Genomic DNA, 18,570 nt, shown 5'->3' on the forward strand with positions numbered 1-18,570 from the left:
TTATTGACCGCGCAGTTCGGCTTGAGAATGCGCGGGGCTTCTGTCAATTTATGAATATTGAACCCATAAAGAAGCAGGAAACCGTTCATGCATTTCTACATCCGTTGTGTTGACAAGCCCGGCCATCTTGATGTGCGCAAGGCCAATCGCGAAGACCATCTGGCCTATATCAAGGGCGGTTTTGCTGATCGTATCGTTGCAGCGGGTCCGACCCTTGATCCCGATATGGAAGGCATGAATGGCTCGGTCTTTATCATCGAGTTTGATGCCATCGAAGATGCGCGCGAATTTGCTGCCAATGATCCTTATGCCAAGGCTGGCCTGTTCGAATCCGTTGTCATTCGTCCGTTCAAGAAGGTCTTCTGATCCATGGCGTATTGGCTGGTCAAAACCGAACCGGGAAGCTGGTCGTGGGACGATCAGGTCAAGAAGGGTGTCGAAGGCTGGGATGGTGTACGTAACCATCAGGCAGCCAAGAACCTGCGCGCGATGAAAATCGGCGACAAGGCGTTCTTTTATCACTCGGTGAATGAAAAACGCATTGTCGGCATTGTTAAAGTGGTCCGGGAATATTACCCGGATCCGACCGACGAAAAGGGCAAGTTTGTTCAAGTGGATTTCGAAACGGTCAAACCGTTGAAAACGCCGGTGACCCTTGCCGATATCAAGGCCGATCCGCGCTTTTCTGATCTCGCCCTGCTCAAACAATCACGATTGTCTGTCATGCCAATTGATGACGCGTCTTGGGCGGCGATCTGCGAGATGGGCGGGGTCGACCCATGAGTGATTTGCCTGCGTCCGGCACGGTACTTTGCGCGCTCAGCGATCTCGATGCCACCGGCGCCAAGGGTCTTAATCTTGGTGGTACCGGTATTTTCGTTGTCCGCAGTGGCGATGACGTTTTTTGCTACATCAACAGCTGTCCGCATATCGGTGTGCCGCTGGATATGGAGCCCGACGAATTCATCAGCGACTTTGGCGATGAAATCATCTGTTCAACCCATGGCGCACGCTTTCGCATCGAGGATGGCGAATGCGTTTCAGGTCCGTGCACGGGCGATGCGCTTGAACCGGTTGCAGTGAAAATAAAAGACGATCAGGTCGTTCTGGCCTGATCGTCTATCGCCATACGTAATTTATGCGAGACGGCGCATTATCCCGCCGTCTTTGCGATCACGTCGTCGATATGCTTGGTGATCACGTCAAGCTGATCTGGCTCAGAAAGGCGGTGATCGCCGGTCTTGATCAAATCCACGCGGACATCCTCAGATACCAGCGCCTCGGTCAGGCGGATCGCTGTCTGCCACGGCACATCCGGGTCCTGCATGCCCTGAACAAGTCGAACCGGGCATTTCAGGTCAATCGGCTTGCGCAGCAAAAGCTGGTTTCGGCCATCCTCAATCAGATCGTGAGTGATCGTATAAGGATCATCACCGTATTCGGTCGGCTCGATCAGTGCGCCTTTATCCGTAATGGTGTTTTTCTGTTCTTCACTGAACTGCGCCCACATCAGGTCTTCGGTAAAGTCAGGGGCAGCGGCGATGCCAACCAATCCAGCAATGCGTTCCGGTCGGGCGAGGGCTGCGAGAAGCATGATCCAGCCGCCCATCGAAGAACCGACAAGAATCTGCGGGCCAGAGGTGATTTCGTCAAGAACTGCAATGGCATCATGTGCCCACTGACCGATGGTGCCGTCGGCAAATTTGCCCGACGATTGTCCGTGACCAGTGTAATCAAAGCGGGTATAAGCCACCCCCTGCCGAATGCAGTGCGCCTCAAGGTGGGTTGCCTTGGTGCCGGTCATGTCTGACATGAACCCGCCGAGGAACATTACACTGGGTGTATTGTGCGCCTGTACGTCAGATGGCTTGCCCGGCACGTGATGGTATGCGATTTTTAAGCCATCTGGACGGTTGAGATATTCGGGCTTTGCAGGCTGTGGCGTTGGCAGGTCATGGGTCATCCGGGGCGTATGTCCTTGGGTGTTGATGGTTGGAGTTGCATGAGCGCGTCAGAAGTAATGACAGAAACAGTCTATCGATCAGAGCCCCAAGCGCAAGGTGGGGACTATCGGCCTGCCGTTATTTTACAGGTGCTTCCCGAACTTGATGCCGGTGGTGTGGAGCGCGGAACAGTTGATATCGCGCGCGCAATTGTTGATGGCGGTGGCAAGGCGCTTGTCGCATCCCAGGGTGGCCGGCTCGAACGCGAACTGGATCGGTTTGGAGCCAAGCACATCACCCTGCCGCTTAAATCAAAGAACATCCTGACCATGCGCAAGAATATCGATGCGTTGGTCAAGCTGATACGTGAAGAGGGTGTCGATATCATTCACGCCCGTTCACGTGCCCCGGCCTGGAGTGCGTATTTTGCGGCGCGCAAGACCGGCATTCCGTTTGTGACGACCTTCCACGGAACCTATTCCGGATACAACAACCCGTTCAAGCGTCGCTATAACGCGATCATGACCATGGGTGATCAGGTGATTGCGATTTCCAAGCACATCGCCAATCACATCAACAAATATTACAAGGTCGATCCGGATCGCCTCAATATCGTACCGCGTGGGACGAATGTGGATCTGTTTAATCCGGAAAATGTCAGTCAGGAACGCCTGATTGCGCTTTCCAACCAGTGGCGTTTGAATGGTGAGGAATATGTCATCATGCTGCCGGGGCGGATCACGCGCTGGAAGGGGCATGGTTTCCTGATAAAGGCACTGCCGGCCGTTCTTGAGGCACTTGGACACCGCAAGGTTCGCTGTCTCATTGTCGGATCCGATCAGGGCCGCACAGGCTATCGCGAGGAAGTTTTGGAGATCACGCGTAAGCTTGGTTTACAAGATGTCGTTCACATTGTTGATCACTGCAACGATATGCCAGCTGCCTACATGCTTGCTGATGTTGTGGCCTGTCCATCAACTCAGCCGGAGGCTTTTGGTCGTATCCCCTCTGAAGCGCAGGCTATGGGCCGCCCGGTTGTGTCAACGGCGCATGGTGGGGCGATGGAAACAGTTTTGCCTGGAGAGACCGGTTGGCTGGTTAGCCCGGGTGAGGTTGATCAACTTTCACGGGCTCTTGTCCAAGTCTTGAATCTGACCCCTGAAAAACGTGCCAAGCTGGCGGCCAAGGGACGTGATCATGTTATTGCCGAGTTTTCGCTTGAGCAAATGGCTGAGAGAACGTTGAACGTCTATGCCAAGGCACTGAAGCGCGTCAGTAGGAACGCCGCATAATGGATAATAAGGCCGAAACTTCGTCTGAGGACGTGCAAAATTCCAATCGGGATGATTCCGCTGTTGTCGCAAAAGCAGAATACAAACGCGAACGCATACTTGTCATCAAACTTTCTGCCCTTGGCGACGTCGTCTTGGCGATGGGTCCATTTGCGGCCATCCGTGCCGCCCATCCAGATGCGCATATCACGGTGCTGACCATGCGGCCTTATGTCGATCTGGTAAAGGCCTGTGGTTTTTTTGACTCAATCGCCATCGACCGTCGCCCGAAGCTGAGCAACGTGCGTGAAGTCTTGGCGCTGCGACGTTTTCTTCGGAACGGTAATTTTGACCGGGTGTACGATCTGCAAACGTCCGACCGGACCGGCTTTTATTATAAACTGTTTTGGCCGGGACCCAGGCCTGAGTGGTCAGGGATTGCGCGCGGATGCTCTCACCCGCACGCCAATCCGACCCGCGACACCATGCATACGATTGACCGCGTTGCAGAGCAACTTGCGGACGCCGGTATCAAGAATGTTCCGGCGCCGTTTATTTCTGGCCCGGACATCGATCTTGACCGATTTGGCATTCGAAGCCCGTTTGTTCTGATATGCCCAGGCGGCGCGCCGCATCGCCCTGCAAAACGCTGGCCGGCTGAGCGGTTCGGTCTTCTTGCCAAGAAACTTGCAGACTATCGGTTGACCCCGGTTCTGATCGGAACCAATAGCGAAGCAGATGTTCTGAACCGGATTGATCAGATGTGCCCGAAGGCACGCAATTTGATGGGTCGTACCGGGTTTCTTGATATTGCATCGCTTGCAGCGCGTTCGGTTCTGGCGATTGGCAATGATACAGGGCCAATGCATATCGCCGCCGCTGCCGGAGCTCCATCAGTTGTATTGTTTTCGCGTGACTCAGATCCGAAACTCAGTGCGCCACGCGGTCATGGGCCGAATGCAGTCAGTATTGTACGCGAGAGTGATCTGCGCCAACTCACAGTTAACCGGGTGATGGAAGTCATTCGCGAACGTCTCGATTTGACAGACTAAAAATTCAGGTTTCCGCGTAATTTGGCGATCTCGGACAAAGGCGCGGAAAATGGCGCTTTGAGGGCGCTGTAATTGCCTAAAATCATTGCTTTCTGAACGCACGTGGATATGCTAGGTCAGGTTTCAAGGAAAACATCCCTGAACGTCCTTGCGTGTTTTTCTGTTTCTAACCGATTTGTTTGATGACCATAGGAGATTATCCATAGCACGACCACGCAAACCGATGCAGCCGACCAAGGAAGGTCCGCGCGTCAATGAGGATATCAAAGCCCGTTCCATCTGTGTTGTTGACTCTGAAGGCAACATGTCCGACCCGATGACGGTGCGTGAAGGCATTGAAATGGCAGCGGAAGCTGGACTTGATCTTGTCGAAGTCGCTCCGAATGCCGAGCCGCCAGTTTGCAAGCTGATTGATTACGGCAAGTTCAAATACGAACAAAGCAAGAAGCAGAACGAGGCCAAAAAGAAACAGAAGGTTATCGAGGTCAAGGAGATCAAACTCCGTCCGAACATCGATATCCATGACTACAACGTCAAACTGCGTGCAGCGCAGAAGTTTCTTGGCGGTGGAGACAAGGTGAAAGTCACGTTGCGTTTCCGCGGACGTGAGATGGCTCACCAGGACCTCGGTCTTGGCATGCTCCAGCGTTTTTCGGGGGACCTTGAGGACCTCGCAAAACCGGAGATGATGCCAAAGATGGAAGGCCGTGTTATGATTATGGTACTGGCGCCGCGTTAAGACGCGGCGTTTTGCCTTTTACCCCAAGGTTCAAGCCAAAGAGGGAATGCCATGCCAGTCGGAAATGATCTTTTGATCGTGGGCGTCGATGATGACCCCAAAAGTCTGGTTCTTCTGAAACGAATCGTCGAAAGCGGCGGGTTTACGTTTCAGGGTGTTTCCTCTGGCAAGGATCTTCTCAAACTTCTCAAGACCAAACGTCCGCGCATCATTCTGATGGATATCATGATGCCTGACATGAACGGGTTCGAGACCGCAATTAATGTCCGGACCCAGTTTCCCGATCTGGCCTGCGCAATCATTTATGTCACGGCGCGTCAGGGTGAAGAAGACCTGCGGGGTGGTGTTGCCGCCGGCGGCAATGATTTCGTACTGAAACCGATCAATCGCGAAAAACTGATGAGCCGAATCGAAAAATGGATCGGTCGGGCTCATACCATCAAGACCGCAATCTGACCGTTGCCTGAAGCCTCATGATGTTTTCGGATATTCTTTCTGATCTCAGGCTGCTTCGACCCTTTTACTGGCCAAGCCACCCGACAACCGTCTCAATATAGACCGAGAAGATGGAAAAGCTGACCACGCCAAGTGCGGTGGTCACCAGCACGATCGAGGAACTGCGCACGATATAGCGGTCATAGGTCGTTGCTATCACGAACACATTTCCCGCTGTCGGAAGAGCTGCCAGTAACAAGACGGCCTTTGTTTCAAGCCCGCTTGCTGAGCCAACAATCCAAAACCCGATAAATACCGCAATCGGATGCACAATCAGTTTGGCAACCGACATGGTGGCAAGTTCGGCGCGCTTTTCGGCAATCGGTCGCCCAACCAGCGCAACGCCAATGGCAAACAATGCCGCCGGGCCTGCACTTTGCCCCAACAAATCCAGTAAGTAGTCGACGCCGTCGGGCCATTCAAGATCAAGCAAGCTTGCAAGGACGCCGATGATAATTGCAAGCACAACCGGGTTCGTCAGGGTGCCTCTGATGATCTTGCCTGTCGGATGGCTGCCCTTGGCGTGCTTTGTCCCTTCCAGCAACAAAAGGGAGAGCGGCAGCATCACAATCAAATCAACTGCAAGCGCGACAATCAGCGGCACAGTCGCCAGTGGGCCAAGCAACCCGATGATAAGCGGAAGCCCCATGAAGCCGACATTGCCCATGGTTCCGGCAAAGGAAAATAGCGTCTGGCTGGCCGGATCAAGGTGGAACACGCGCGAGGCGATGAGCCGCGAAATGCCATAAACCACAAGAGTACCGCCGCCATAGGCGAGGATGATGTCAGGCTGCCAAATCTCTGACGGGCTTCGGGTTGCAAGTGCCTTGAACAACAGGGCGGGCAGCGCAAAATAGAACACAAACCCGTTGATGCCGCGCATCCCGTCGGGTGATACGATCTTGAACTTGCCGCCAACCCAGCCAAGGCCGATCAGTGCAAAGAATGGCAAAATGATTGATGTGATTTGCGACATGTGATCAGTCAGATGGCAAAATGCGCGATGATGGATTGGGTCTGAAAAAGTGGTGCCTGCGCACAATGGCGGCTCAATGTCCCAAAAAGCAAGGGGAAAGGGCTGAATTGGCCCTTGAAAAAGATAAAGTCGGAGTCTATAACCACCCGTCCCCAAAACAGGTGGTGAGGCTGGAAGGTTTATATAAATCCTTCAGGGCATGCCCAGCCGCCGTAGGGGATTTCGTTTTCATTGCTTTTGCAAGGATAGAAAAATGCCCAAGATGAAGACCAAAGCGAGTGCGAAAAAACGCTTTCGCCTGACCGCCAGCGGAAAAGTCCGTCACAACGTGGCAAACAAGCGCCACCTTCTGACTGCGAAACCGACCAAGATGAAGCGCCAGGCACGTGGCACGGAGATTCTCTGTGACGCAGATGCCCGCATCGTCAAAAAATTCCTGCCGTACGGTTAAGGTTGAAGGAGAGTTAAATGGCTCGTGTAAAAGGGGGCGTGTCTTCACACGCTCGTCACCGCAAGGTTATTAAGGCTGCCAAGGGTTACCGCGGTCGCCGCAACAATACTTTCCGCACCGCCGTTCAGGCTGTGGAAAAAGGTCTGCAGTATGCATACCGCGATCGTCGCGTTAAGAAACGCCAGTTCCGCTCGCTCTGGATTCAGCGTATCAACGCTGGCGCACGTGAGAACGGTCTGAGCTATTCCCAGTTCATGAATGGCCTGAAAAAGGCTGGTGTTGAACTGGACCGTAAGGTTCTTGCCGACATCGCAGTGCGTGAGCCGGAAGCTTTCAAAGCTCTGGTCACCCAGGCGCAGGCTGCACTGGACTGATAAACCTTTGTAAAAAGGTTTCATCGGCACTTGCCTGATTTGATCAGGGGCGGCCATATTGGCCGTCCCTTTTCTTTTTGTGATTTTTAAACCCAAGCCAAAGCGTCGGAAGTTATGGAAAACATCGAAGCATTGCGCGAAGAGGTTCTGGCGGAAGTCGAAAAGGCAGCGGATCTGACCGCGCTTGAAGACGTCCGCATCAGCGCCCTTGGCAAGAAAGGCCGCATTACCGGCCTGATGAAAAACCTTGGCAAGATGGACCCTGACCAGCGTCGTGAATTTGGTCAGACGCTTAATGCCGTCAAGGACCAGGTCGCTGGCGCAATCGAAACCCGTAAAACTGCCCTTGAAGATGCCGCCCTCGAGGCGCGTCTGTCGGGCGAGCGGATTGACGTCACCCTGTCCTCGCGTCCGGATGAAACCGCGGGCCGCATTCACCCGATCAGCCAGACGATTGATGAAATCGTTTCGATCTTTGGCGAAATGGGCTTTGCCCTGGCCGAAGGCCCGGATGTTGAAGACGACTTCCATAACTTTACCGCACTGAACATTCCGCCGGAACATCCCGCGCGTGAAATGCAGGACACCTTCTATCTGCCCGAACAGGAAGATGGATCGCGCCTTGTGCTGAGAACGCACACCTCGCCGGTGCAGATCCGGACCATGCAGTCCAAAACTCCGCCGATCCGCATCATTGCGCCGGGTCGTACCTATCGCTCTGACAGCGATATGACTCATACGCCGATGTTCCATCAGGTCGAAGGTCTGGTGATCGACAAGAAAACCCATATGGGTCACCTCAAGGGCTGTCTGCTTGAGTTCGTCAAAACCTATTTCGAACTTGATGATGTGCCGGTGCGCTATCGTCCAAGCTTCTTCCCCTTCACCGAGCCGAGTGCCGAAATGGATATCGGTTGTTCGCGCAAAGGTGGGGAGCTCAAGATTGGTGAAGGCGACGACTGGCTGGAAATTCTTGGCTGCGGCATGGTTCATCCGCGCGTGCTGAGCGCCTGTGGCCTTGATCCCGAAGAATATCAGGGCTTTGCCTTTGGTATGGGGATCGAACGTATCGCCATGCTGAAATACGGCATTCCCGATCTTCGCACCTTCTTCGATACCGATCTGCGCTGGCTGAAACATTATGGTTTCGTGCCGCTGGATGTACCGAACATGGTAAGGGGCTGAGACTATGAAATTCACACTGAATTGGCTGAAACAGCACCTTGATACCGATGCGTCGATTGAGGTGGTTGCGGAAAAACTGACCGATATCGGTCTTGAAATCGAAGGCGTGACCGACCGCGCGGCAGCCCTTGCCGACATCCGTGTTGCCCACATTGAAGAAGCCGGACAACATCCGGATGCTGATCGCCTGAAGCTTTGCCGCGTCAATACTGGCGAGAAGATCATTCAGGTTGTCTGTGGTGCGCCGAATGCCCGTACCGGACTTAAGGTCGCATTGGCACAGCCGGGCGCGATCATTCCGATTGATGGCTCAAAACTGAAGCCGGGCAAGATCCGTGGTGTCGAAAGCCAGGGTATGATGTGCTCCACCCGTGAGCTCTGCCTTGGTGAAGACCATGACGGCATCATCGAACTGCCTGAAGATGCCGAAATCGGTGCGCCGGTTGCGTCTGTCCTTGGTGCGGATGATCCGATCCTTGAAATCGGCCTGACCCCGAACCGTCCGGATTGCACCGGTGTGCGCGGGATCGCCCGCGATCTGGCGGCTGCGGGCATCGGAACGCTTAAGGCCGATCCGCGCCAAGAGCCGGTCACTGGTGCGTTTGACAGCCCGATTGGCGTTACGATCAGCAGCGAAATCGCATCCAACAATGCAGTTCCGGCCTTCTATGGCCGTTACATCCGCGGTGTGAAAAACGCCGAAAGCCCGGAATGGCTGAAAGCCCGTCTGGAAGCCATTGGGCTGCGTCCGATTTCCGCTCTGGTGGATATCACAAACCTTGTGACTCATGACCTTGGCCGTCCGCTGCATGTGTTTGATGCCGACAAACTGTCGGGCGACATCAATGTGCGTTACGCGACCAATGGCGAAAAGATCGCAGCCCTTGATAACAAGGAATACGCGCTTTCCGACTCCATGGTGGTGATTGCCGATCAGGCAAAGGCACTGGGCATTGGTGGTATCATCGGTGGTGAAGAAACTGGCTGCCTTGAAGAAACGACCAATGTGTTTGTCGAATGCGCACTGTTCGATCCGATCAGCATCGCCAAGACCGGTCGTAAGCTTCAGATCAATTCCGATGCGCGCTATCGGTTTGAGCGTGGCGTTGATCCGCAGTCGGTTGCCTGGGGCATGGAAGTTGCCACCCATCTGATCACCGAGATCTGCGGGGGTGAAGTATCCTATGTCGTTAAGGCGGGCGAAGTACCAAATCCGCGCAACGCCTTTGATCTGCGCTTTGATCGTATTCGTGAGCTGGGCGGCGTGACCGTTGAAGCAGATCGTGCGATTGAAATCCTGAAATCGCTGGGCTTTGAGATTAGCGGTTCTGCACCAGTTGTTACCGCCGTCGCACCGACCTGGCGTCCGGACATCATCGGTGAAGCCGATCTGGTAGAGGAAGTCTTGCGCATTGTCGGTTATGACAAAATCCCGACTGTCCCGCTGGAACGTGAAACCAGCCTGCCAGTTCCGGCTTTGTCGCCGTTCCAGAAACGCGTTGGCCTGACCCGCCGCGTTCTGGCATCACGCGGTCTTTATGAAACCGTGACCTGGTCATTTACCGACTCGCGTTGGGCCAAGCTGTTTGGTGAACTCAAAGACGGTCTGTATCTGGCCAATCCGATCAGTTCCGACCTTGATATCATGCGTCCGAACGCCCTGATCAACATGATTGCGGCGGCCGGTCGTAACCAGGCCCGTGGTTTTTCCGATCTGGCGCTGTTTGAAGTTGGTCCGGAATTCTTTGGCGATCAGCCGGGCGATCAGCGTCTGGTGGCCGCAGGCTTGCGTTCCGGTGCAACAACCCCGCGCAGCTGGACCGGTTCACGCCGTGATGTCGACGTCTTTGACGTCAAGGCCGATGCCGAAGCCCTGATCGAAGCACTGGGTACCAGTGCCGCCAATGTTCAGGTCAACACCGATGGTGCACCGGAATGGTATCACCCGGGCCGTTCGGCAGCCCTGCAGCTGGGTCCGAAAAATGTTCTTGGCTATTTCGGCGAATTGCATCCAAAAGTGCTTAAGGCGCTTGGCGTCAAAGGCCGCGTTGTCGCGTTTGAACTGTTTGTTGAAAACGTACCGATGCCCAAGAAAAAGGGCACGGCCCGTCCGGCCTTGAACGCATCAAGCTTCCAGTCGGTCGAACGCGACTTTGCCTTCCTGCTCGATGAAGCTGTGAAGGCAGAGGCGATCATCAAGGCCGCCAAAGGTGCCGATCGTAATCTGATCACGGATGTGACGATCTTTGACCTTTATGCCGGCAAAGGGATTGAGGATGGCAAGAAATCACTCGCCTTCTCGATCACGCTGCAGCCGACCAAGGCAACTCTGACCGAAGAAGAAATTGAAGCGGTCTGCAAAAAGGTTGTCGAAGCGGTTGAGAAAGCCACGGCTGGCTCTCTGCGCGCCTGATCTTTCGCCAAAGATACAAATAAAAACGGGCTGCTCCAATGTTGGGCAGCCCGTTTTGTTTGTGGGGTATCGGTCAAATTTACCGACCGGGGCGTTTGCGCAGGATGGCGTATTCGTCCTCATCCAGATCAAGCGCGATCAGATCCGGCCCATTGGTAAAGACATGCCATTCCATATCGGTGTCGTCGCATTCGATGGTCAGCTGATCGACCATGCTGTTCCATTCGCAACGTTCACGATCATCATCGGCTTCCAGTCGACCCGTACCATCGTCATACAGATGCATAACCAGAAGCTGCTCGTCCTCGTCAATTGAATAGACGGCATATGTTTCGTTTGCAAAACGGTAATTGATTTCTGCGCCATCCAGCCGGCGCCAGCCCCGCGGCAGTGGCTCGCTCGGCTCATGTTCAGCGAAGTAATAAGCCAGTTTCTGCATGTGGCTGTCATTCATGGTGCGCATGTCCGATCCACATGCGCTGAGCGCCAAAAGGCCCAGCATCACCGGAACAGATTTGAATACAGGGCGGCACAGGATCATGGTCTTGAACATCTAACGCTCCATAACAGGCACAGGGCAGCTTTTACCTGTCTGCCCGTCTAACTCTCAGTCTCAAGCAATATGCTTGCCATGCTGCAATGTTATGAGCCGTTCAAGGATTGTTTTGCCCAATGCGGGATGCCTCGGCTTGGTAAACCCGAAGCGTAAAGATGATGGTCGTGCCCGGGTCGCTGAGCGGTCGGCTGGTATCAAGCCAGATGCGGCCGCCATGCTGTTCAACGATCTTGCGGCACAGAGACAGGCCAAGTCCCGTTCCGGAAAACTCGTCCTTATGCAGGCGCTGGAACAGGCGGAAAATCCGTTGTGCATGCTCGGGGTGAATGCCAATACCGTTATCACGCACTGAAAAACGCCAATAGTCGCGCATCACCGGGTCGGGTTCGACCGTGATGGATATGTGCGGTGATACGCCCGGGCGGCGATACTTGATGGCATTGGATAAAAGGTTCTGGAACAGCCGCGACAGGGCAATCCGGTCACCTTTGACGGTCGGAAGATCGTCATGGGTGATGGTCGCATGTTCACGGCCAATCACGTCCTTGAGGTCCGCTTGCGCCTCGTTGAGCACCTGATTGCAGTCAATCGGTGCGAAATCTTCGCGCGTTCCGGTCTTGGCATATTCAAGCAGGTGGCTGATCAGCTTGTGCATGCGCTTGGCGCCATCGACGGCAAAGTCGATATATTCGTCGGCTTCCTGATCAAGGCTGCCACTGTAACGCTGCTTCAGAAGTTGCGTATAGCTGGCGACCATGCGCAGCGGTTGTTGCAGATCGTGGGATGCCACATAGGCAAACTGTTCGAGGTCTTCGTTGCTGCGCTTGAGCTGATCAAGTGTGTCGCGCAGCTTGTTGGCATTTTCGACAAACTCCGTCACATCACGCGCACTGCAAAAGATCATCTCGTCAAATGGGCCCACGCAATGCCACGCCAGCCAGCGAACATTGCCCTTGCGGTCGAGTACGCGCAGGATTGATTTGCCATCACTGATCGTCGCAGTGCCGTTTTTCTGGCGCATGGCCGTCATCGCGGTTTGTTGGTCCTCGGGAACGAACAGCATAAAGAAAGGTTTGTTGACGATGTCATGCACCGGCAAACCCATCAGCTCTTCCAGGGCGGGGCTAAACCCCTTAAGGATGCCATCCTGATTGACCACAATGGCCGGTTCCGGTGTATGGCGCAGGTAGGTTTCAAACGGATGGCACAGTTCCTGTTGGGCCGCAGTTTCCAGAAGCAAAACCGAAATAAATTCCCGACTGTCTTCGCTGTAGCGATGCGCCATCAGATAGAAACGCTGCATCTGGTTTTTGGCTGTGCGGATATCGACCATGGTGCCAATCCGGGCATCCTGCCAGACATTGTCAATCAGCGGTCCGCGAAGCTTTGTGCGGGACTCCGATGACAACCGGTCAAGAAAATCCGTCATGGTCGGTTCGATGTTTTCGGCTGTCGGACCAAGGATTTCCGGCCAGTTCAGTTGCGCCGTCAGTTTTCCGTCGGTGGTCTCCACCGGCCAACTGATCACGGCACAGCCGCATTCCGCCAAGGTATTTTCCGTGTCGCTGAAATGTTCGGCAAGATGGGCAGCACGCATGTGCTGCCGTTTGAGGCGATGCCATAACCAGACCGCCAGGCCACAAAGAATGGTCATCGCCATGACAAACATCAGCGCGTGCAGGATAAAAGCATCGCGCCAGTTATTCAAAAGCGCGCTGCGCGGCGTATAGGCCACCACGATCCGGTCGATTTGTGGCAGTTTGCTATAAGCCAGAACCATGACTTCGCTGCTGTGAACACAGACCAGGGAATCGCGATCAGTTTGTTGGGTGCTGATATAGTCGCCCAGATCACCGATCAGATGCGGCGGGATAAAGCCCTTGATCTGGTTAAGCTGGTTATCAAGCAGCCCAACGGTAATGTCGGAATTGTCCGCCACGATCTTTTGCAGGTCGACATCATTATGAAGCAACAACATCGATCCCAGCCGAAAGGCGGTTGCTTCAAGTTGGGCACTGGCGTGCTCGACCGCGCTGTCATAAAGCGTTTTCTGAATGAAAAAGAAGGAAAACAGCAGGACAAACACACCCGTCAGCGTCAAGGCGGCTAGCCGTTTGCGCAACTTGACAAGACTGCGCCGGGACAGGGATGGCTCGATTGACATTATGAACATGTTATTGGCGTGCCCCTGCCAGACAGAGTTATGGTTTCCTCAACCTTGAAATTTAAGACCTTTTCGCGCGGTTGAAAAGGATGCAAACAAATGAATGTAAGCGTTAAAGGCTTGTTTTGGGATGCACCCGACATCTTGTGACCAGGACCCATAACGTGATCACGTTCCGACAAGTGATGGCCGTGCCAGACTGCAGGTTATTCGCAGACGCCGTGAACATAACACAACGCTTCTAATTCCGTGCAAAAACCCCTATAAACCCGCTGGTGATTGATCCGGGATATATCAGAACCGATTTCCCGAATGATGCAATGATCACGCAATGCTGGTTTTTCCGATCGTGCTCTTTCGCATCCGTGATGCGAAAGGCCTGATGTCGCTGCCGAAATTGGCTGGCTGACGGGGCAGGGGATATTGGAAAGAATGCGATTTGCGCGTTATGTATCAACCGGGTATCTGGTGATCACACCGTTTCGAAACAATGTGCCACGCGGCGAAATGCCAGCCAATTTTAGTGCCAGAAGCAGCCAAAAATGACTGACCTTAAGAACATTCGTAACTTTTCGATCATCGCCCATATCGACCACGGTAAATCAACCCTGGCCGACCGCCTGATCCAGTTGACCGGTGGCCTGACCGAACGTGAAATGGCCGATCAGGTTCTCGATTCGATGGATATCGAACGTGAACGTGGCATCACCATCAAATCCCAGGCCGTGCGACTGAGATACACCGCCAAGGATGGGCAGGAATATACGCTCAACCTGATGGACACGCCGGGCCACGTTGACTTCGCCTATGAAGTGTCACGCTCGCTCGCTGCCTGCGAAGGGTCGCTTCTTGTGGTTGATGCAGCACAGGGTGTGGAAGCCCAGACCCTTGCCAACGTCTATCAGGCAATTGAAAACAATCACGAGATCGTCCCAGTCCTGAACAAGGTTGACCTTCCGGCAGCCGAACCCGATCAGGTCAAGGAACAGATCGAAGAAGTGATCGGCATCGATGCCTCTGATGCTGTGATGATCTCGGCCAAAACCGGCCTGGGCGTGCCTGATGTGCTTGAAGCACTGGTGCACCGTCTTCCGGCGCCGACTGGCGATGCGAACGCACCGCTTGAAGTTCTTCTGGTTGATAGCTGGTATGACACCTATCTCGGTGTGATGATTCTGGTGCGCGTGAAGGAAGGCACCCTGAAAAAGGGTCAGAAAGTCCGCTTCATGAACGCCAAGGTCACCCATCAGATCGAACGCGTTGGTGTGTTCACGCCAAAGCCGCTTGCGATTGATGAAATGGGGCCGGGTGAAATCGGCTTTATCAACTGCGGTATGAAAACCGTGGCCGAATGTGAAGTCGGTGACACGATTACCGAAGAAAAACGTCCCTGCGCAAAGCCGTTGGCCGGCTTCAAACCGTCCATCCCGGTTGTGTTCTGTGGCATTTTCCCGGTTGATACCAGTGAATATGAAGTGCTGCGCGATGCGCTTGAAAAGCTGCATCTCAATGACGCGTCCTTCCAGTTCGAACCGGAAAACTCGACCGCACTTGGTCTTGGTTTCCGTTGTGGTTTCCTGGGTCTTTTGCATCTGGAAATCATTCAGGAACGTCTGGAACGCGAGTTCGAGCTTGATCTGATCACCACCGCACCGTCGGTGTCCTACAAGATCACGCTGAGCAAGGGCGAAGAAATCCTGCTGCATAACCCGGCTGATTTCCCGGACGTTACCAAGATCAAGGCCATTGAAGAACCATGGATCAAGGCATCCATCATGGTGCCGGACGAATATCTTGGCGGCATCCTGACCCTTTGCACCGAACGCCGTGGTGTTCAGCTTGACCTGACCTATGTTGGTAACCGCGCGATGGCGGTTTATAAACTGCCACTCAACGAAGTGGTGTTTGATTTCTATGACCGTCTGAAGTCGATTTCTCGCGGCTATGCCAGCTTCGATTACGAGATCGCGGGTTACGATGAAAGCGATCTGGTCAAGGTTTCCATCCTTGTGAACGAAGAACCGGTCGATGCACTGGCCCTGATGGTTCACCGTTCGGCGGCTGAATACCGTGGTCGTGAGATCTGTAAGCGTCTCAAGGACCTGATCCCTCGCCAGATGTTCCGCATCGCCATTCAGGCCGCCATCGGTGGCAAGGTGATTGCCCGTGAAACCGTATCAGCACTCCGTAAGGACGTGACGGCGAAATGTTACGGCGGTGACGTTTCGCGTAAACGTAAGCTTCTTGAAAAACAGAAGGCAGGTAAGAAAAAGATGCGTCAGTTCGGCAAGGTCGAAATTCCGCAATCGGCCTTTATCAACGCGCTCAAGATGGGCGACGACAAGTAAGTCGAAATTACGATTTCTAAACAAAGGCTGTATCACATTGTTGATGCAGCCTTTTTTCTTTGCTGTTTTCAGAGGCTAACCTGCTGCGCTATGGATGGACGCAGCCCAACCAATTGCCCAAGGAGGCCCCGATGGATCTGGAATTGCTCGCCAAGCAGGAAGAAATTCTGGTGTTTGATCGCTTTGACGAAGACACCGCCTGGTCAATCGGCTCCAAACTCGTCGGCGTCGCACAGGCCAAAAACGCTCCGGTTACCATCAATATCCGCACCCCGGACCGCACCCTGTTTCACGCATCGCTTGCCGGGGCCAAACCGGCCAACGATGCTTGGGCACGGCGCAAAAGCAATCTGGTGCTACGTGAACATCAAAGCTCGATGCGCTTTGGGGCGGAGCTTAAGGCCAAGGGCAAAACCCTTGCCGATCACGGGATCGATTTTGCCGACTATGCCGATCACGGCGGCAGCTTCCCGGTCCGTGTTGCCGGTGTCGGCGTGATAGGCGCGATTACAGTATCCGGCCTCGCATCGCACGAAGATCACGGCATGATCGTGAGCGTTTTGGCCGAGCACCTTGGCGTGTCGGTGAAGCTCTAAGACATAGCCGAACTTCTAGACGCTATATTTGTGAAATACTTGACGTCGAACGGCGAAGCCGCGCAAGAGGCCAAGCTTACTCTTCCAGAATAGCCTCAACCTTGCGGGACACCCATTTCGATATGATGGTCGAACCAGCGACCAAAAGGCCGATCGCAACCGCTGTACCAATGACAATGATGAAGCTGCCGGCAGAACGTCCATGCATCATCATCTGAAAGGTGGTTTGGAATGTCACCATCATCAGTAAGGTTCCAAGCAGAAGCGTACCTGATCCAAACAGCATCAGTTTGCGCATATTCATTTTTCGGCGGCTGTTCGGTTGGTCGTCCTGATCCTGGTCGCTCATTTCGTTCCCCTGATGGTGATATGTGCGAATTCTACTCTTGGTAGAATTTTGCAGCCTGTCATGATTGAGCCCCGAGGGCCAGAGACAAGTTTCTTTTGTCCGGTACCTGTAATGTCACCAGTTTGGCAGAAACGAGCTTCAGTACTTTAAATGCCCCAAGGATCGTCGCGCTTAATCGAAATGCTCAATCTCCGGATCAATTCCGGCAAAGCTCGGCAGTGCCGTGCGCATCCAAAGATGCTTTTTGGCCTTGAACCGGCTTGGGTCATCAAAGGTGCCCAATCGGAAATCGATGAAGCTGTCATCATCGCCCTTGCGCCAGGTGATGCTTGATCCGCATGTTGGGCAAAATCCGCGATATTTGCCGGGCGAACTTTCATATTCGCGCGGCTTGCCATCCCATGTGACGGCATTGGTCGGGAACGCGACAAAGGTCGAAACACCCGAACCGCTATCCTTGCGGCACATGTCGCAATGGCAGTGATTGCTGCCAATCGGGTCCCCGGATGCAACAAAGCGCACCGCGCCACAAAGACAACCCCCAGGATGTTTGGGATGTTTTGTGGTCATGGTGCGCTTCCTTTGAAACTTTGACCAAATGTCGGGTTATTCGTTCGGAACACCCGTCGTGGTCGAATATTCGAAGTGGAATTCCTTGTCCGGGAACATATAGGAGCGTGCGGCGTGGATCGCACTCGCACCTTCGGCAAAGCCCGACAGGATCAGTTTCAGCTTGTGCTCGTAGGTTGCGATATCGCCGATGGCAAAGATGCCCGGGACGGATGTTTCCATCGTCGCCTGTTTTACGCCGATATGGTTCTTCTCAAGATTAAGGCCCCAATCGGCAATCGGACCGAGTTCCATAGCAAGACCAAAGAACGGCAAAAGGTGATCGGCTTCAAGCTCGCGCTCCTCGCCCTTCAGCGTCGCGACAACCACGTGTGACAGAATGCCGTTTTCACCCTTAAGCCCCTTAAGCTGATAGGGAATGACCATCTCGATCTTGCCCGCCTCAGCCAGCGCCTGCAGTTTTGCACTGCTGTCAGGGGCGGCACGGAATTTCGGGCGACGATGAACCACCATCACCTTGGCGGCGATGTCATGCAGCGACAGGGCCCAGTCGACAGCCGAATCACCGCCACCGGCAATCACGACGTTCTTGCCGGCAAAGTCGGCACGACGTTTGACGTAATACTGAACGCCACCCGATCCTTCATACTCTTCAAGGCCATCCATCGGCGGTTTGTTCGGGCCAAAGGCACCACAACCAGCCGCAATCACAACCGCACCGGCATCAATCACCGTGCCCTTGGTGGTGACCAGCGTGAAGCGGCCATCATCGCGTTTCTCAAGCTTGGTGACCTGCTGACCCAGATGATAGGTCGGCTCGAACGGGTCGGCCTGTTTGGCTAGCTCGTGAATAAGGTCCTGACCGGCGATCTGCGGATGGGCCGGAATGTCGAAAATCGGCTTTTCCGGATACAATGCGCTGCACTGGCCGCCGACCATATCAAGCGCGTCAATCACATGGGATTTAAGCCCCAGCATACCGGCTTCGAAAACCGCAAAAAGCCCGACCGGGCCTGCGCCAATAATGGCAATATCTGTGCTATGCGATGCGTCTGACATACTTATTCCATCCAAATAAAATCAAATTT

General features: G+C 54.1%; 20 protein-coding genes. 13 read left to right on the plus strand and 7 right to left on the minus strand.

Annotation, left to right across the window (positions count from 1 at the left end; genetic code table 11):
* Window positions 1-87 precede the first annotated feature (87 nt).
* The 3 genes from AUQ41_RS02820 to AUQ41_RS02830 are packed head-to-tail and all read left to right on the plus strand — an operon-like array spanning window position 88 to window position 1,115.
* Entirely contained in the window at window positions 88-366 is a 279-nt protein-coding gene (locus AUQ41_RS02820) for a YciI family protein (RefSeq protein ID WP_008888584.1), read from the plus strand.
* 3 nt (window positions 367-369) lie between these two features.
* Complete coding sequence (locus tag AUQ41_RS02825) at window positions 370-783, plus strand: EVE domain-containing protein (RefSeq protein ID WP_063086561.1); 414 nt, start codon at window positions 370-372, stop codon at window positions 781-783.
* Complete coding sequence (locus AUQ41_RS02830; protein ID WP_063086563.1) at window positions 780-1,115, plus strand: Rieske (2Fe-2S) protein; 336 nt, start codon at window positions 780-782, stop codon at window positions 1,113-1,115. The genes AUQ41_RS02825 and AUQ41_RS02830 overlap by 4 nt, the downstream gene beginning before the upstream one ends.
* Before the next feature lie 38 nt (window positions 1,116-1,153).
* Here the strand turns inward: AUQ41_RS02830 and AUQ41_RS02835 are convergent, their stop codons facing one another.
* A complete protein-coding gene (locus tag AUQ41_RS02835) occupies window positions 1,154-1,963 on the minus strand; it encodes an alpha/beta fold hydrolase (protein ID WP_063086565.1) in 810 nt (269 codons plus the stop codon).
* 39 nt (window positions 1,964-2,002) lie between these two features.
* On the opposite strand from AUQ41_RS02835, the gene AUQ41_RS02840 reads away from it, so the two are divergent.
* The 4 genes from AUQ41_RS02840 to AUQ41_RS02855 all read left to right on the plus strand — a co-directional run bounded on the left by AUQ41_RS02840 (window position 2,003) and on the right by AUQ41_RS02855 (window position 5,461).
* Complete coding sequence (locus AUQ41_RS02840; RefSeq protein ID WP_232308290.1) at window positions 2,003-3,235, plus strand: glycosyltransferase family 4 protein; 1,233 nt, start codon at window positions 2,003-2,005, stop codon at window positions 3,233-3,235.
* 140 nt (window positions 3,236-3,375) lie between these two features.
* Window positions 3,376-4,266: a glycosyltransferase family 9 protein gene (locus AUQ41_RS02845; protein ID WP_198155610.1), complete on the plus strand. Its 891-nt coding sequence runs from the start codon at window positions 3,376-3,378 to the stop codon at window positions 4,264-4,266.
* Window positions 4,267-4,489: 223 nt separating this feature from the next.
* Window positions 4,490-5,005, plus strand: coding sequence for a translation initiation factor IF-3 (gene infC, locus AUQ41_RS02850; RefSeq protein WP_008888578.1), 516 nt, complete (start codon window positions 4,490-4,492; stop codon window positions 5,003-5,005).
* Window positions 5,006-5,056: 51 nt separating this feature from the next.
* Window positions 5,057-5,461 (plus strand): response regulator, encoded by a 405-nt coding sequence (locus tag AUQ41_RS02855; protein ID WP_008888577.1) that lies wholly within the window; start codon window positions 5,057-5,059, stop codon window positions 5,459-5,461.
* A 64-nt stretch (window positions 5,462-5,525) separates the two neighbouring features.
* Here the strand turns inward: AUQ41_RS02855 and AUQ41_RS02860 are convergent, their stop codons facing one another.
* Entirely contained in the window at window positions 5,526-6,476 is a 951-nt protein-coding gene (locus tag AUQ41_RS02860; protein ID WP_063086569.1) for an AEC family transporter, read from the minus strand.
* Window positions 6,477-6,729: 253 nt separating this feature from the next.
* On the opposite strand from AUQ41_RS02860, the gene rpmI reads away from it, so the two are divergent.
* The 4 genes from rpmI (at window position 6,730) to pheT (ending at window position 10,899) form a co-directional block, all read left to right on the plus strand.
* Window positions 6,730-6,927 (plus strand): 50S ribosomal protein L35, encoded by a 198-nt coding sequence (gene rpmI / locus AUQ41_RS02865; RefSeq protein WP_008888575.1) that lies wholly within the window; start codon window positions 6,730-6,732, stop codon window positions 6,925-6,927.
* 17 nt (window positions 6,928-6,944) lie between these two features.
* Window positions 6,945-7,301, plus strand: coding sequence for a 50S ribosomal protein L20 (rplT, locus tag AUQ41_RS02870; protein WP_008888574.1), 357 nt, complete (start codon window positions 6,945-6,947; stop codon window positions 7,299-7,301).
* 114 nt (window positions 7,302-7,415) lie between these two features.
* The gene (gene pheS, locus AUQ41_RS02875) at window positions 7,416-8,486 is read left to right on the plus strand and encodes a phenylalanine--tRNA ligase subunit alpha (protein ID WP_063086571.1); all 1,071 of its coding nucleotides are present in this window, start codon (window positions 7,416-7,418) and stop codon (window positions 8,484-8,486) included.
* A gap of 4 nt (window positions 8,487-8,490) precedes the next feature.
* A complete protein-coding gene (gene pheT / locus AUQ41_RS02880; protein ID WP_063086573.1) occupies window positions 8,491-10,899 on the plus strand; it encodes a phenylalanine--tRNA ligase subunit beta in 2,409 nt (802 codons plus the stop codon).
* 79 nt (window positions 10,900-10,978) lie between these two features.
* Here the strand turns inward: pheT and AUQ41_RS02885 are convergent, their stop codons facing one another.
* Both AUQ41_RS02885 and AUQ41_RS02890 read right to left on the minus strand, forming a co-directional pair.
* Entirely contained in the window at window positions 10,979-11,452 is a 474-nt protein-coding gene (locus AUQ41_RS02885; RefSeq protein ID WP_063086575.1) for a hypothetical protein, read from the minus strand.
* 100 nt (window positions 11,453-11,552) lie between these two features.
* Window positions 11,553-13,628 (minus strand): ATP-binding protein, encoded by a 2,076-nt coding sequence (locus tag AUQ41_RS02890; protein WP_063086577.1) that lies wholly within the window; start codon window positions 13,626-13,628, stop codon window positions 11,553-11,555.
* Between the two features lie 533 nt (window positions 13,629-14,161).
* Between AUQ41_RS02890 and lepA the strand changes: the two genes are divergently transcribed.
* Together lepA and AUQ41_RS02900 are read left to right on the plus strand one after the other, a co-directional pair.
* On the plus strand, window positions 14,162-15,967 hold the full coding sequence (gene lepA, locus AUQ41_RS02895) for a translation elongation factor 4 (protein ID WP_063086579.1): 1,806 nt from the start codon (window positions 14,162-14,164) through the stop codon (window positions 15,965-15,967).
* A gap of 131 nt (window positions 15,968-16,098) precedes the next feature.
* Window positions 16,099-16,563 (plus strand): heme-degrading domain-containing protein, encoded by a 465-nt coding sequence (locus AUQ41_RS02900; protein ID WP_063086580.1) that lies wholly within the window; start codon window positions 16,099-16,101, stop codon window positions 16,561-16,563.
* Between the two features lie 76 nt (window positions 16,564-16,639).
* On the opposite strand, the gene AUQ41_RS02905 is transcribed toward AUQ41_RS02900, so the two are convergent.
* From AUQ41_RS02905 to AUQ41_RS02915, 3 genes are all read right to left on the minus strand, one after another.
* Window positions 16,640-16,912 (minus strand): hypothetical protein, encoded by a 273-nt coding sequence (locus AUQ41_RS02905; protein ID WP_063086582.1) that lies wholly within the window; start codon window positions 16,910-16,912, stop codon window positions 16,640-16,642.
* Between the two features lie 171 nt (window positions 16,913-17,083).
* The gene (locus AUQ41_RS02910; RefSeq protein ID WP_063086584.1) at window positions 17,084-17,482 is read right to left on the minus strand and encodes a GFA family protein; all 399 of its coding nucleotides are present in this window, start codon (window positions 17,480-17,482) and stop codon (window positions 17,084-17,086) included.
* Between the two features lie 36 nt (window positions 17,483-17,518).
* The gene (locus AUQ41_RS02915; RefSeq protein ID WP_063086586.1) at window positions 17,519-18,541 is read right to left on the minus strand and encodes an NAD(P)/FAD-dependent oxidoreductase; all 1,023 of its coding nucleotides are present in this window, start codon (window positions 18,539-18,541) and stop codon (window positions 17,519-17,521) included.
* Between the last annotated feature and the right edge of the window lie 29 nt (window positions 18,542-18,570).

The sequence above is a fragment of the Thalassospira sp. MCCC 1A02898 genome (assembly GCF_001618185.1).
GTDB lineage: Bacteria > Pseudomonadota > Alphaproteobacteria > Rhodospirillales > Thalassospiraceae > Thalassospira > Thalassospira tepidiphila.

Excerpts from the sequence above, each read along its gene's own strand:
- AUQ41_RS02915 (WP_063086586.1), bottom strand. The coding sequence starts at position 18,541 with ATGTCAGACGCATCGCATAGCACAGATATTGCCATTATTGGCGCAGGC.
- AUQ41_RS02885 (WP_063086575.1), bottom strand. The coding sequence starts at position 11,452 with ATGTTCAAGACCATGATCCTGTGCCGCCCTGTATTCAAATCTGTTCCG.
- AUQ41_RS02890 (WP_063086577.1), bottom strand. The coding sequence starts at position 13,628 with ATGTTCATAATGTCAATCGAGCCATCCCTGTCCCGGCGCAGTCTTGTC.
- AUQ41_RS02835 (WP_063086565.1), bottom strand. The coding sequence starts at position 1,963 with ATGACCCATGACCTGCCAACGCCACAGCCTGCAAAGCCCGAATATCTC.
- lepA (WP_063086579.1), top strand. The coding sequence starts at position 14,162 with ATGACTGACCTTAAGAACATTCGTAACTTTTCGATCATCGCCCATATC.
- AUQ41_RS02900 (WP_063086580.1), top strand. The coding sequence starts at position 16,099 with ATGGATCTGGAATTGCTCGCCAAGCAGGAAGAAATTCTGGTGTTTGAT.
- rplT (WP_008888574.1), top strand. The coding sequence starts at position 6,945 with ATGGCTCGTGTAAAAGGGGGCGTGTCTTCACACGCTCGTCACCGCAAG.
- AUQ41_RS02905 (WP_063086582.1), bottom strand. The coding sequence starts at position 16,912 with ATGAGCGACCAGGATCAGGACGACCAACCGAACAGCCGCCGAAAAATG.
- AUQ41_RS02825 (WP_063086561.1), top strand. The coding sequence starts at position 370 with ATGGCGTATTGGCTGGTCAAAACCGAACCGGGAAGCTGGTCGTGGGAC.
- AUQ41_RS02845 (WP_198155610.1), top strand. The coding sequence starts at position 3,376 with ATGGGTCCATTTGCGGCCATCCGTGCCGCCCATCCAGATGCGCATATC.
- AUQ41_RS02840 (WP_232308290.1), top strand. The coding sequence starts at position 2,003 with ATGAGCGCGTCAGAAGTAATGACAGAAACAGTCTATCGATCAGAGCCC.
- AUQ41_RS02860 (WP_063086569.1), bottom strand. The coding sequence starts at position 6,476 with ATGTCGCAAATCACATCAATCATTTTGCCATTCTTTGCACTGATCGGC.
- pheT (WP_063086573.1), top strand. The coding sequence starts at position 8,491 with ATGAAATTCACACTGAATTGGCTGAAACAGCACCTTGATACCGATGCG.
- AUQ41_RS02855 (WP_008888577.1), top strand. The coding sequence starts at position 5,057 with ATGCCAGTCGGAAATGATCTTTTGATCGTGGGCGTCGATGATGACCCC.
- rpmI (WP_008888575.1), top strand. The coding sequence starts at position 6,730 with ATGCCCAAGATGAAGACCAAAGCGAGTGCGAAAAAACGCTTTCGCCTG.
- AUQ41_RS02830 (WP_063086563.1), top strand. The coding sequence starts at position 780 with ATGAGTGATTTGCCTGCGTCCGGCACGGTACTTTGCGCGCTCAGCGAT.
- infC (WP_008888578.1), top strand. The coding sequence starts at position 4,490 with ATGCAGCCGACCAAGGAAGGTCCGCGCGTCAATGAGGATATCAAAGCC.
- AUQ41_RS02820 (WP_008888584.1), top strand. The coding sequence starts at position 88 with ATGCATTTCTACATCCGTTGTGTTGACAAGCCCGGCCATCTTGATGTG.
- AUQ41_RS02910 (WP_063086584.1), bottom strand. The coding sequence starts at position 17,482 with ATGACCACAAAACATCCCAAACATCCTGGGGGTTGTCTTTGTGGCGCG.
- pheS (WP_063086571.1), top strand. The coding sequence starts at position 7,416 with ATGGAAAACATCGAAGCATTGCGCGAAGAGGTTCTGGCGGAAGTCGAA.